11 protein-coding genes are annotated in these 12,092 nt (G+C 63.3%); 8 read left to right on the forward strand and 3 right to left on the reverse strand.

Annotated features, from left to right (window positions below; translation table 11 throughout):
• Positions 1-3: 3 nt before the first annotated feature.
• From E5554_RS14800 to E5554_RS14815, 4 genes are read left to right on the forward strand one after another with little or no spacing between them, the layout of a single operon-like run.
• A complete protein-coding gene (locus tag E5554_RS14800) occupies positions 4-792 on the forward strand; it encodes a TatD family hydrolase (protein WP_136187259.1) in 789 nt (262 codons plus the stop codon).
• The gene (locus tag E5554_RS14805) at positions 789-1,577 is read left to right on the forward strand and encodes an MBL fold metallo-hydrolase (RefSeq protein ID WP_136187260.1); all 789 of its coding nucleotides are present in this window, start codon (positions 789-791) and stop codon (positions 1,575-1,577) included. The genes E5554_RS14800 and E5554_RS14805 overlap by 4 nt, the downstream gene beginning before the upstream one ends.
• Complete coding sequence (locus E5554_RS14810) at positions 1,577-2,236, forward strand: TIGR02281 family clan AA aspartic protease (protein WP_136187261.1); 660 nt, start codon at positions 1,577-1,579, stop codon at positions 2,234-2,236. Before E5554_RS14805 ends, E5554_RS14810 begins: the two co-directional genes overlap by 1 nt.
• Positions 2,233-3,537, forward strand: coding sequence for an MFS transporter (locus E5554_RS14815; RefSeq protein WP_136187262.1), 1,305 nt, complete (start codon positions 2,233-2,235; stop codon positions 3,535-3,537). Before E5554_RS14810 ends, E5554_RS14815 begins: the two co-directional genes overlap by 4 nt.
• A 247-nt stretch (positions 3,538-3,784) precedes the next feature.
• Here the strand turns inward: E5554_RS14815 and E5554_RS14820 are convergent, their stop codons facing one another.
• Together E5554_RS14820 and secA are read right to left on the reverse strand one after the other, a co-directional pair.
• A complete protein-coding gene (locus E5554_RS14820; protein WP_136187263.1) occupies positions 3,785-4,300 on the reverse strand; it encodes a glycine zipper 2TM domain-containing protein in 516 nt (171 codons plus the stop codon).
• Positions 4,301-4,460: 160 nt separating this feature from the next.
• On the reverse strand, positions 4,461-7,193 hold the full coding sequence (secA, locus tag E5554_RS14825) for a preprotein translocase subunit SecA (RefSeq protein ID WP_136187264.1): 2,733 nt from the start codon (positions 7,191-7,193) through the stop codon (positions 4,461-4,463).
• 254 nt (positions 7,194-7,447) lie between these two features.
• Between secA and E5554_RS14830 the strand changes: the two genes are divergently transcribed.
• Genes E5554_RS14830 through E5554_RS14845 form a run of 4 tightly spaced genes read left to right on the forward strand, consistent with a single transcriptional unit; the run spans position 7,448 to position 11,682 of the window.
• The gene (locus E5554_RS14830) at positions 7,448-8,965 is read left to right on the forward strand and encodes a glycosyltransferase family 39 protein (protein WP_247594277.1); all 1,518 of its coding nucleotides are present in this window, start codon (positions 7,448-7,450) and stop codon (positions 8,963-8,965) included.
• Positions 8,966-9,016: 51 nt separating this feature from the next.
• On the forward strand, positions 9,017-10,243 hold the full coding sequence (gene argJ, locus E5554_RS14835; RefSeq protein WP_136187265.1) for a bifunctional glutamate N-acetyltransferase/amino-acid acetyltransferase ArgJ: 1,227 nt from the start codon (positions 9,017-9,019) through the stop codon (positions 10,241-10,243).
• A gap of 12 nt (positions 10,244-10,255) precedes the next feature.
• On the forward strand, positions 10,256-11,053 hold the full coding sequence (locus tag E5554_RS14840) for an inositol monophosphatase family protein (protein ID WP_136187266.1): 798 nt from the start codon (positions 10,256-10,258) through the stop codon (positions 11,051-11,053).
• A 17-nt stretch (positions 11,054-11,070) separates the two neighbouring features.
• Complete coding sequence (locus E5554_RS14845; protein WP_136187267.1) at positions 11,071-11,682, forward strand: glutathione S-transferase family protein; 612 nt, start codon at positions 11,071-11,073, stop codon at positions 11,680-11,682.
• Between the two features lie 51 nt (positions 11,683-11,733).
• On the opposite strand, the gene trxA is transcribed toward E5554_RS14845, so the two are convergent.
• Positions 11,734-12,054 carry a thioredoxin TrxA gene (gene trxA, locus E5554_RS14850; RefSeq protein WP_004207167.1) on the reverse strand — a complete coding sequence of 107 codons (321 nt, stop codon included), beginning with the start codon at positions 12,052-12,054 and terminating at the stop codon, positions 11,734-11,736.
• Positions 12,055-12,092 lie beyond the last annotated feature (38 nt).

Raw genomic sequence — 12,092 nt, forward strand, 5'->3', positions numbered from 1 at the left:
CGCATGTTGATCGACAGCCATTGTCACCTCAATTACAAGGGGTTGATCGAGGATCAGCATAATGTGCTGGAACGCGCCCGTGCGCGCGGCGTCAACCTGATGCTCAATATCGCCACCCGCGAAAGCGAGTGGGACGATGTGCTGGGTACGGCGGTGCGCGAGGCGGATGTCTGGGCGACCGTCGGCATCCACCCGCATGAGGCGGACGAGCATCCTCACGTCGACACCGCCAAGCTGGTCGAGCGCGCGGCCCATCCGCGCGTCGTTGGCATCGGTGAAACGGGCCTCGATTATTATTACGACCATAGCGATCGCGAGCGGCAGCAGAAGAGCTTCCGCAGCCATATCGCCGCCTGCCGCGAGACCGGCCTGCCGCTGATCGTCCATACCCGCGAAGCGGAAGAGGATACGCTGGCGATCATGCGGGATGAGATGGGGAAGGGGGCCTATAGCGGCGTCATCCACTGTTTCACCGCCAGCGGCGCCTTCGCTGATGCGGCGATGGACCTTGGCTTCTTCATCAGCATTTCGGGCATCGTGACCTTCAAGAGCGCGAAGGATCTGCAGGAAACGGCGGCGCGCCTGCCGCTCGACCGGCTGCTGGTGGAAACGGACTCGCCCTTCCTCGCCCCGGTGCCCCATCGCGGCAAGCCGTGCGAGCCGGCCTTCGTCGCCGACACGGCGCGCTTCCTGGCTGATCTGCGCGGCGAGAACATCGAGAATCTGGCGGCGGCGACCTCGGCCAATTTCCTCCGCCTCTTTGCCAAGATCGAGGGCCGGCCGCAGGCATGAGCCTCAAGCTGACCATCCTTGGCAGCGGCACATCCTCCGGCGTTCCCCGGATCGGTAATGATTGGGGCGCCTGCGATCCCACCGAGCCGCGTAACCGCCGCACCCGCGTCTCGATCCTGGTGGAGAGCGCGACGACACGGATATTGGTCGATACCTCGCCCGACATGCGGGCGCAGTTGCTGGCGGCCGACGTGATCGACATCGATGCGATCCTGTGGACCCATGACCATGCCGATCACAGCCATGGCATCGACGATGTTCGCCAGTTGTTCCATCATCGCGGCAGCCCGATCCCCGGCTATGCCCGTGCCCAGACGATGCGCCTGCTCCAGGCCCGCTTTGCCTATGCCTTTGCGGGGAGGGGGGGCTATCCGCCGATCATCATCCCGCATGATCTGCCCGATGGGCTGCGGATCGGCGATATCGACATTGCCTGCACCGACATGCCCCATGGCGACATTTATTCGACTGGATTTCGCTTCAGTCATGCTGATAGTCATGTCGGATATGCCACGGATTTTCATGAAATAACCCCGGATATGCTGGCGCTGTTCGAGGATCTCGACATCTGGGTGGTCGATGCGCTGCGCGCGCGGCCGCATCCCACCCATGCCCATCTGGAGATGACATTGGCAGGGATCATGGCAACCCGGCCCGGTCGCGCGATCCTCACCCATATGGACCAGAGCATGGATTATGCCACCCTGTGCGCCACGCTCCCCAAAGGGGTGGAGCCGGGCTATGACGGGCTGGTCATCGACCTCAACAACGGAGCACCCCACTGATGGACGGCACGGATCAGGCGATGTCCAGCATCTGGTATCTGCTCGCCCTGGTCCTGGTCGGCTCCGCCCTGATCGGCCGCCGCATCGCGCTGGGCAACTTCGTGCGGATGGCGCTGCTCTGGGTGCTGATCTTCGGCGCCCTGCTCGGCCTCTTCACCTTCGCCCAGAAGGCGGGACTGATGCCGGCACGGTTCGCAGCGGAGGAGGGGGCCTTGCTCCAGCCGCAGAACAGTGCCGAGCCAATGCCACAACCCGCGCCGCCGTCGGCCCCACCGCCGATCCAGTCCGATGGGCAGGTGGTGCGCATTCCGGTCGCCCCGGACGGCCATTATTGGGTGGAGGGCATGGTCAACGGCATGTCCGCGCGCTTCCTGATCGACAGCGGCGCGACCATCACCGCCCTTTCGGAAAATACCGCCCGCGCCACCGGCCTCAATATCGACATGAACGCGCCCCCGATCCCGCTCAACACCGCCAATGGCAAGATCGACGCGCGCCGCGCCAGCATCTCGACCCTGACGGTCGGGCCGCTGCGCGCCAATGATGTCGAGGTCGTCGTCTCGCCGGCGCTGGGCGACGTCAATGTCATCGGCATGAACATGCTGTCCCGTCTCAAAAGCTGGAGCGTTGAAAATGGTGAAATGGTGCTGACGCCATGACGTCACATGTGGGGCAGGGTGCTGCACCCGACAAACAGGCCCGGCTCAAGGCGATCATCGGCGGTTCCACCGGCAATCTGGTCGAATGGTATGATTGGTATGCCTATGCCGCCTTCACCCTTTATTTCGCCCCGCATTTCTTCCCGAGCGAGGATCGCACCGCCCAGTTGCTGAGCGCGGCCGGCATTTTTGCCGTGGGCTTCCTGATGCGACCGATCGGCGCCTGGCTGATGGGCGTCTATGCCGATCGGCATGGCCGCAAGAGTGGCCTGACCCTGTCGGTCTCGCTGATGTGTGCCGGATCGCTGCTGATCGCGGTGACGCCGGGCTATGAGGTGATCGGCGTCGGCGCGCCATTGCTGCTCGTTCTTGCCCGGCTGATGCAGGGGCTGTCGATCGGCGGCGAATATGGCGCCAGCGCGACCTATCTCACCGAAATGGCCGGTAAGGACCGGCGCGGATTCTATTCCAGCTTCCAATATGTGACGCTGATTGCCGGGCAGTTGGTCGCGATCTGCGTGCTGTTGCTGCTCCAGTCGGTCCTGACCGAAGTGCAACTGGACGCATGGGGCTGGCGCATTCCCTTCGCCATCGGCGGCGCGCTGGCAGTGATCGTCTTCTGGCTGCGGCGCGGTCTCGCGGAAACCCAGAGCTATGAAGTCGCAAAGGCTGAAGGCGCGCCCAAATCCGGCTTCATCGAACTCATCACCAATCATCCGCGCGAGACGCTGACGGTGATGCTGCTCACCGCCGGCGGCACGATCGCCTTCTACGCCTACTCCATTTACATGCAGAAATTCCTTGTCAACACGGCCGGTTTCGGTCGTGAAATAGCATCGGAAATCAATGGGATAACATTGTTTATTTTCATGCTGTTGCAGCCTTTGGCGGGCGCCTTGTCCGACAGCATCGGGCGCAAGCCGCTGATGATCGGCTTCGGCATCATGGGCGTGCTCTGCACCTATCCGATCTTCGCGACCCTGGCCGTGACCCGCGATCCGCTGGTCGCCGGACTGCTGGTAATGGCCGGCCTGGTGATCGTCACTGGCTATACCTCGATTAACGCGGTGGTGAAGGCCGAGCTGTTTCCCGCGCATATTCGTGCGCTCGGCGTCGCGCTGCCTTACGCGCTGGCCAACACCTTGTTCGGCGGCACGGCGGAATTTGTCGCGCTCTGGTTCAAACAGTCCGGGATGGAATCCGCTTTCTATATTTATGTCAGCGTCATGATCGCTATCTCGCTGACGGTCTATATCCGCATGCGCGACACCAAAGCCCATAGCCGCATCCTGGAGGATTGAGATGGGTGAGGAGAAATACCTCCCATCGATCCTGTTCATAATTTAACATAATATATATTATCGAACTTAAATCTGCGAAGTGAGGGATCACTAATCGAAGCGTCTCAAGCCGCTTGAGCCCCATCAGCGGAGCGCAGCGCCGCGCCGACATCACAGGCGTTCAATAAATGGCCTCCCGTCACCGGCCCCGCCCGCGAAAAGTGCCGCCGATCACGCGATCGGCGGCACTCCGCATTCTGGTGATCGATCATTCGCAATAGACGTTGCCGCGATCAATCTCGCGGCCCAGCGCGCCACCAACACCCGCGCCCAGGATCGTGCTCAGCAGGCCGGAATCGCCGTCACCCAGTGCATTGCCCAGAAGGCCCCCGACAGCCGCACCGACGATCAGACCGGTCGAGCCATCATTACGACGGCAATAATAGCGCCCGTTTCCACCGCGATAGACACGGGTATTTCGGTCGATGCGATAGCGATCGCGCGACGAACCGGGGCGATAATGCTGGTCGGGATAATATTTCCCGCCGTGGGAGGCGGAATGCGATGGCTTGCCCGGTGCCGGCGGGCGTCCATTATTATGGGATGGCTTGCCGTGGGATGCGCCAGGACCCGGCCCGCTATTATGGCCCGGCGGTCGGTTGCCCGGACCGTTGCCATTATTGTGCGAAGGCTTGTTCTGCCCATGGCCGGGCGGATGTTGAGCAGTTGCCGCAATCGGGGCCGCGATCACAGCCAAGGCCAATACCATCGCAAATTTTCTCATGCCCTTCTCCTTCCGCCGGAACATCCGGTCCGCATCGCACAGGCGCAATGCGCAACGGCCTGTAAGCGCAAGAGTTCCGCCTTATCATTGCAGGACCAAAACAAAAAAAGGGCGCTGCCATCGGCAACGCCCTTCCCTGTTTCTCGCCTGTGGTCGCGCCTCAGCTCAGCGCACCATGACAATGCTTGTATTTCTGACCCGAACCGCAGGGGCAAAGCGCGTTGCGGCTGATGTCGAGATTGGCGAACTCGCCCGGCGCGACATTGTCCACCGGCGCGCGCGGAATGGTGGTGGTGATGCCCGCCAGCTGGCTACCATCGATATCCGCGCTGTTATCCTCGCCCGAGAAGGGGTCGATATGGGTGGTGATGAAGTCCGGCAGCACCGGCAGGTCGAACTGCGGCTGCGGCGCTTCCATGCGGAACTGCACCCGCGCGATCGAGCTGGTCACGTCCTCGCGGATATTTTCCAGCATGCGCTCGAACAGGGCGAAGGCTTCCTGCTTATATTCGTTGATCGGCGTCTTCTGCGCATAGGCGCGCAGATGCACCACCTGGCGCAGCGCGTCGAGCGTCGAGAGATGCTCCTTCCAGTGATGGTCGAGGCTCTGGAGCATGATGCTCTTCTCGATCATGTGCCAGTCGGCCGCTTCGACTTCCTGCGTCTTCTCGGCAATGGCCGCGTCGGCCAGACCGGCAAGCCGCTCCTCGATCATTTCCGGATCGACGGCATCCTCGGCGAGCCAGGCGTCGAAATCGGGCTCCAGGCCCAGCACTTCGGCGGTGCGCAGCTTCAGCCGCTCCATATCCCATTGTTCGGGATAGGTGCCCGGCGGGCAGGATGCGCCGACCAGGTCGTTGACCGTCTCATGGCGCATGTCGGTGACGACATCGTCCACCGTTTCGGCGTCCATGATGTCGCTGCGCTGCTCGTAGATCACCTTGCGCTGGTCGTTCATGACATCGTCATATTCGACGACCTGCTTGCGGATGTCGTAGTTGCGGGCCTCGACCTTGCGCTGGGCGGTCTCGATCGCCTTGCTCAGCCACTTGGACGGGGGCAGCGCCTCGCCATCTTCCAGGTTGGAACGGATCATCTTGGCGAACATCGTGTCCGGCCCGAAGATGCGCATCAGGTCATCGTCGAGGCTGAGGTAGAAGCGCGACAGGCCGGGATCGCCCTGACGGCCCGAACGGCCACGCAGCTGATTGTCGATACGGCGGCTTTCGTGCCGCTCGGTCGCCAGAACGAACAGGCCACCGGCGGCCAGCACTTCCTGCTTCTCTGCCTCGATCTCGACCTCGATGCGGGCGATCGCCGCATCGCGCTCCGGGCCTTCCGGCATATCACGCAGCTCATCCTCGACGCGCATCTCCAGATTGCCGCCCAGCTTGATGTCGGTGCCGCGGCCAGCCATGTTTGTGGCGATCGTCACCGCGCCCTTGCGGCCTGCCTGGGCCACGATATGGGCTTCGCTCTCGTGGAAGCGCGCGTTCAGGACCGCGTGCTTGACGCCTTCCTGATTGAGGAATTCCGACAGCATTTCCGACTTTTCGATCGACACGGTGCCGACCAGCACCGGCTGACCCTTTTCGGCATGTTCCTTGATGGTGCGCGCGATGCCCCGGAACTTGTCTTCCAGATTCTTGTAGAACGTGTCTTCCTCGTCGACGCGCTGCACCGGCCGGTTGGTCGGGATGGTGACGACGTTCATCTTGTAGATTTCGTAGAATTCGGTCGCCTCGGTCGATGCGGTGCCGGTCATGCCCGAAATCTTGGGGTACATGCGGAAATAATTCTGGAAGGTGATCGATGCGAGCGTCTGGTTTTCCGGCTCGATCTGGACGCCTTCCTTGGCTTCCACCGCCTGGTGCAGGCCATCCGACCAGCGGCGGCCATCCATCATGCGGCCGGTGAATTCGTCGATGATGACGACCTTGCCGTCCTTGACGATATAATCGATGTCGCGGCGGAACATCACCACCGCGCGCAACGCCTGGTTGACGTGATGGACGACCTGGGTGTTCTCGAAATCGTAGAGATTATTGCCCTGGAGCAGCCCGGCGGCCTCCAGCAGGCGCTCGATCTTCTCGGTGCCGTCTTCGGTCAGCGTAATCGTGCGCTGCTTCTCGTCCTTCTCATAATCCTCCTCGACCAGCTGCTTCACGATCGCGTCGACCGCGACATACAGCTCCGACTTGTCGTCGGTCGGACCGGAAATGATCAGCGGCGTGCGCGCTTCGTCGATCAGGATCGAATCGACTTCGTCGACGATCGCATGGTTGAACGGGCGCTGGACCATCGCACCGCGATCGAACTTCATGTTATCGCGCAGATAATCGAAGCCGAGTTCATTGTTGGTCGCATAGGTGATGTCGGCATTATAGGCCTCGCGGCGCTGGTCTTCCGACAGGTTGGGCACGATCACGCCGGTGGTAAGGCCCAGGAAGCGATAGACCTGACCCATCCATTCGCAGTCACGGCTGGCCAGATAGTCGTTCACGGTGACGACATGGACGCCCTTGCCTTCAAGCGCGTTCAGATAGGTGGCGAGCGTCGCCACCAGCGTCTTGCCTTCGCCGGTGCGCATTTCGGCGATTTCGCCGCGATGCAGGACGATGCCGCCGATCATCTGGACGTCGAAGTGACGCATGCCCAGCACGCGGACCGATGCTTCGCGGACGGTCGCGAAAGCTTCGGGCAGAAGGCCGTCCAGCGTTTCGCCATTGGCCAAGCGCTCACGGAAGCGCGCCGTCTGGCTCACCAGTTCATCATCGCTCATCGCCTGGATCGTCGGTTCGAAGGCGGCGATCTGGTCGATGACCTTGCCCAGCGATTTCACATAACGTTCGTTGGACGATCCGAAGATAGACTTGGCGAGTGCGCCGAACATGCAAATTCCTGACAATGAGGGGGCCATGGGTCCAACGGACACATGGGCAGATATGCGCCGCGATTTAGGCACGGCACAGCCGATAGTCAATCAATGCGACGGACTGTCGCACGGCTGTAACGGCTTTGCCCGATGCGGTTTTGCCGCAGCCGCGCCGTCCTGCCGTCGTGCAGGCGCGACGCGCCGCCGAGAATATTTTGCGTTTGGGCGCACGCCGCCGCAAGAGCGCCACGACAACAAGGGTCGCAAACAGGGTGTATCGTTCCATTTCCATGGCGCCGTCGCGCCGATTGCGCCTGCCTCTGGCGGCGCTGCTGGTCAGCGCATTGACCGGCTGGTTCCTGATCGCCGCGATTGCCGCACCCTTCGATCATGACGAAAGCCAATATGTCGCAGGCGCCTATTTCAGCGGGCATGCGGTCATGTTTCGCGACTTTCTCTATCTTCAGCCGCCGCTGCACGCCTGGGCGCTGGCACCGCTGAGCCTGATCGCATCGGGCCATATGGTACTGGCAATGCGCCTTGCCACCGCCGTCATGGCGCTCGCGACGCTTGCGCTCATCTGGGCGGCCCAGCGTGCGGCAGGCATATCGCGCTCCAGCGCCACCCTGGCCATGCTACTGATGGCGGCAACAGCCGCGTTCCAGTTCAGCGGCTCCGTGGTCCGCAACGATATGCTGCCGACCTTGCTGGCTTCCGCCGCCATGCTGCTGATCTTGCTTGGCCTGCGCCATCGCTCGGACCGCCACTGGCTTGGAGCTGGCATCCTCTACGGCCTTGCCATCGCGACAAAGCTCAATTTCGCCCCGCTCGGCGCGACCGTGGGCCTGTTAGTCATCGCCAGCGGCGGCTGGCAGGCTATTCGCGCGGCCCTGTGCCTGGCGCTCGGCGCGCTGCTGGGCATGGCGCCCATGGCCATCGCCTGGGCATCGGGGCCGGACGGCTTTCTCTACGGCGTCCTGACCTATGGCATGACCGCGCCCCACGCCTGGTATGCCGCCAACGGTGCCGCGCAGGAACTAGCATCGGCCGAAAAGCTGCGCGACCTTCTCAAATATCTCTGGAAGGGCCCAGCCCTTGTCGTCTTGCTGCTGCTCATCGCCAACTGGATCGCGACCCGTGGCCGCACGCGCTCATCGGGGCGTCGGCTGGCGATATGGATGACCGCCGGCGCGCTGATCGGCGCCGCGCTGCCGACCCCCACGCAATTGCAATATCTGATGCCGTTGCTGCCGCCGCTCGCCCTCGCCCTTGGATATCTGCTCGACGACGCCCGTCACTGGCGCCCGCTGGGGCGCAAGGCGATGCTGGCGCTGCTCTGCCTGGCAGCGATCCCCGGCCTCATCCCCTCGATCCGGGATCTGGTGACGGCTACCCGTACCGGATCGCCGCTGCTCGCCGCGCAGGCCAATGCCCATTGGCTGGGCAGGACGGTGCCCGCTGCGGGCGGCGCCGATATCCTCACCCTCTCGCCGCATCTCGCGATCGACAGCGGCCTGGCGCTCGATCCGCGTCTGGCAACCGGCCCGTTCGTCTATCGCACCGGCTGGACGCTCCGCCCCGAGCAGGCCCGCCGGCTCCATGCGCTGACGCCTGCCACCCTGCCGGACCTGGATCGCGCCATGCCGGCAGCGATCCTTACCGGCTATGAAAGTGGCACGCGCAAATTGCCGCTGCGCCCTGACAACGGTCTGGACAATTACGCCCGCCGCCATGGCTATCGCATGGTCCCGATGCCCGATGGCGTCGGGCGCCTCTATCTGCAGGACTAGCGCCCGATCGGGCCATTGACGCAAGGGGGGATTTCGCTCATGCCGCGCCCCATGACCGACCGTTCCCCCCTCGCCCCCGTCACCTTTCCTGCCCTGCCCGCCATTGCCGGCGTGACGCTGCGTGTCGCAAAGGCGCGATACAAGAATTGGGACCGGTGCGACCTCACCTATGTCGAGCTGGTCGCAGGCACGGCGGTCGCCGGCGTGACGACGCAAAGCAAATGCCCCTCGCCCGAGGTCGAATGGTGCCGCGACGCCATCCCCATGGGCCAGGCCCGCGCCGTCGTCGTCAATGCCGGCAACGCCAATGCCTTTACCGGCCATCGCGGCCGCGCCGCGGTGGAAGCGATCGCCGCCAAGGTCGCCAATCACCTGTCCTGCCAGCCGTCCGACATCTTCGTCTCCTCGACCGGCGTGATCGGCGTGCCGCTGCCGATCGACAAGGCCGAGGCTGGCCTCGAAGCCGCCTTCACCGCTGCGCCCTGCGGCTGGGAGGACGCGGCGAACACGATCGGCACCACCGACACCTATGCCAAGGGCGCCCATGTCTCGGCGATGATCGGCGATACCCGCGTCGACCTGGTCGGCATCATCAAGGGTTCGGGCATGATCGCGCCCGACATGGCGACGATGCTGGGCTATATCTTCACCGATGCCGCGATCGATCCGGCACTGCTGCAGCAGATGCTGTCGGCCGCCAACAAGCGGACCTTCTCCTGCATCACGGTCGACAGCGACACCTCGACCAGCGACACGGTCCTGGCCTTCGCCACCGGCAAGGCGGGCAATGCGCCGCTGACGTCGATGGATGATGCGGGGGCGGACGCCTTTGCTGCCGCCCTGTCCGACCTGTGCCGTCAGCTCGCCCATCTGGTCGTGCGCGACGGCGAAGGCGCGAGCAAGTTCATCGAGATCACGGTCGAGGGCGCGGAAAGCGACGCCAGCGCCCATCGCATTGCCCTTTCGATCGCCAATTCGCCGCTGGTGAAGACCGCGATCGCCGGCGAGGACGCCAATTGGGGTCGCGTCGTCATGGCCGTCGGCAAGGCGGGCGAACCGGCCGAGCGCGACAAGCTGGCGATCCGCTTCGGCGCGACGCAGGTCGCCGCCGGCGGCCTGGCGCTGGACGGCTATGACGAGGCCCCCGTTTCCGCGCATCTCAAGGGGCAGGATATCGTCATCGGCGTCGATATCGGCCTGGGCGAGGGCCGCGCCACGGTGTGGACCTGCGACCTGACCCATGGCTATATCTCGATCAACGCGGACTATCGCAGCTAAGGGGACCGGCGCATGATGGTGGAACTGCATGATCCCGTCGTCGCGCTGATGCGCCAGGTCGGGCGGGACATCGTCATGCCCCGCTACCAGAATCTGGCGGCGGAAGAGATTAGCGAGAAGGCGGCGAACGACTTCGTCACCATCGCCGACAAGGAAAGCGAGATCCGGCTGGCCGAAGGGTTGGCCTCGATCCTGCCCGAAGCCGGGGTTATTGGCGAGGAAGCCTGCGCCGCGGACCCGTCGATCCTCGACCGCGCCGGCGACGGCCTCAACTGGATCATCGATCCGATCGACGGCACCGGCAATTTCGCCTCGGGCAAGCCGCCTTTCGGCATCATGATCGCGCTCGCCGACAATGGCGCCACTTTGGCGGGGTGGATCCTCGATCCGCTGACCGGGCGGCTGTGCCATGCAACTTTGGGCGGCGGCAGCCATGTCGATGGCGAACGGATCATGGCGAAGGAAAGCACCGGCGACCTGCCGATTGCGGCCATCTCCACCATCTTCATGGAGGCGGCGGAACGGGCCGAGATGGAGCGCAAGTCGCAGACCATTTTCACCATGGTGGACATTCCCCGCTGCGCCGCCGAGCAATATCCAAGGCTGGTGCTGGGGCAGAATGACGTGTCGATCTTCGCGCGTGTCCTGCCCTGGGACCATGCGGCCGGCACCCTGTTCGTCAATGAGGCGGGGGGCTGCTGCCAGCGGCTCGACGGCAGCGCCTATCGGGTCGGGGAACAGCGTCGGGGCCTGATGGGTGCGTCCTCACCGCGCCTGTGGGATCTGGCGGTCAAGACCTATTACGCCTGACCGAAGGAAGACCGAACATGCTGACGATCTGGGGCCGTCTCAATTCGCATAATGTGAAGAAGGTCGCCTGGTTCGCGCAGGAAATCGGCCTGCCTTTCGTGCGGCATGATGTCGGCATGGAACATGGCATGTCCGACGCCTATCTCGCGATGAACCCCAATCGGCTGATCCCGACGATCGAGGATGGCAATGTCATACTGTGGGAGTCGAACGCGATCCTGCGCTATCTCGCCCATCGCTATGCTTCCGAGCAGTTCTATCCTGCCGACCCTGCTTTGCGGGCGCAGGGCGACAAATGGATGGACTGGCAATTCAGCTTTGCCGACGCCCAGCGCGACGCCTTCATCCAGCTGATCCGACGCCAAGATGGACAGCGAAATTTACAGGTCATCGAGAAGTCGGCGCAGGCGTCCGGCGCGGCGATGGCGATCCTCGACCGGGCGCTGGCCGATCAAGAATGGCTTTCGGGTGTCAATTTCGGTGTCGCGGATGTGCCGATGGGCGTCTACGCCCATACCTATTTCACGCTCGACATGGCGCGGCCCAACCTGCCGCATCTGCGCGCCTGGTATGACCGGCTGCGCGAGAGGCCGGCTTATGCCGAACTGGTGATGATCCCGCTCAGCTAATAAAAAGGGACGGCAGCCGGGCTGCCGTCCCTTTTTAGATTTACCAGCGACTTAGAGGACGCTTTCGATCCAGCCCTTGAGCGCGCTCTTGGGCGCGGCGCCGACCTTGGTCGCGGCGACTTCGCCATTCTTGAACAGGATCATCGTCGGGATGCCGCGCACGCCATACTGGCCCGGCGCATCGGGATTTTCGTCGATGTTGATCTTGGCGATCGTGACCTTGTCGGCCAGTTCCTCGCTAATCTCTTCCAGAGCCGGGCCGATCATCTTGCACGGGCCGCACCATTCGGCCCAGAAGTCGACAAGCACGGGCTTGTCGGCGTCGATCACATCCTGCTTGAAGCTGACATCGGTAACTGCCTTGGTGGCCATAACTGCAAACTCCTTAAGTTGGTCGATATCTAGGATGG

Source organism: Sphingobium sp. PAMC28499 (assembly GCF_004795815.1).
Lineage (GTDB): Bacteria > Pseudomonadota > Alphaproteobacteria > Sphingomonadales > Sphingomonadaceae > Sphingobium > Sphingobium yanoikuyae.

Bases quoted from the DNA above. Each gene is read 5' to 3' on its own strand.
- E5554_RS14800 (WP_136187259.1), top strand. From the start codon at position 4: ATGTTGATCGACAGCCATTGTCACCTCAATTACAAGGGGTTGATCGAG.
- E5554_RS14805 (WP_136187260.1), top strand. From the start codon at position 789: ATGAGCCTCAAGCTGACCATCCTTGGCAGCGGCACATCCTCCGGCGTT.
- E5554_RS14810 (WP_136187261.1), top strand. From the start codon at position 1,577: ATGGACGGCACGGATCAGGCGATGTCCAGCATCTGGTATCTGCTCGCC.
- E5554_RS14815 (WP_136187262.1), top strand. From the start codon at position 2,233: ATGACGTCACATGTGGGGCAGGGTGCTGCACCCGACAAACAGGCCCGG.
- E5554_RS14820 (WP_136187263.1), bottom strand. From the start codon at position 4,300: ATGAGAAAATTTGCGATGGTATTGGCCTTGGCTGTGATCGCGGCCCCG.
- secA (WP_136187264.1), bottom strand. From the start codon at position 7,193: ATGTTCGGCGCACTCGCCAAGTCTATCTTCGGATCGTCCAACGAACGT.
- argJ (WP_136187265.1), top strand. From the start codon at position 9,017: ATGACCGACCGTTCCCCCCTCGCCCCCGTCACCTTTCCTGCCCTGCCC.
- E5554_RS14840 (WP_136187266.1), top strand. From the start codon at position 10,256: ATGATGGTGGAACTGCATGATCCCGTCGTCGCGCTGATGCGCCAGGTC.
- E5554_RS14845 (WP_136187267.1), top strand. From the start codon at position 11,071: ATGCTGACGATCTGGGGCCGTCTCAATTCGCATAATGTGAAGAAGGTC.
- trxA (WP_004207167.1), bottom strand. From the start codon at position 12,054: ATGGCCACCAAGGCAGTTACCGATGTCAGCTTCAAGCAGGATGTGATC.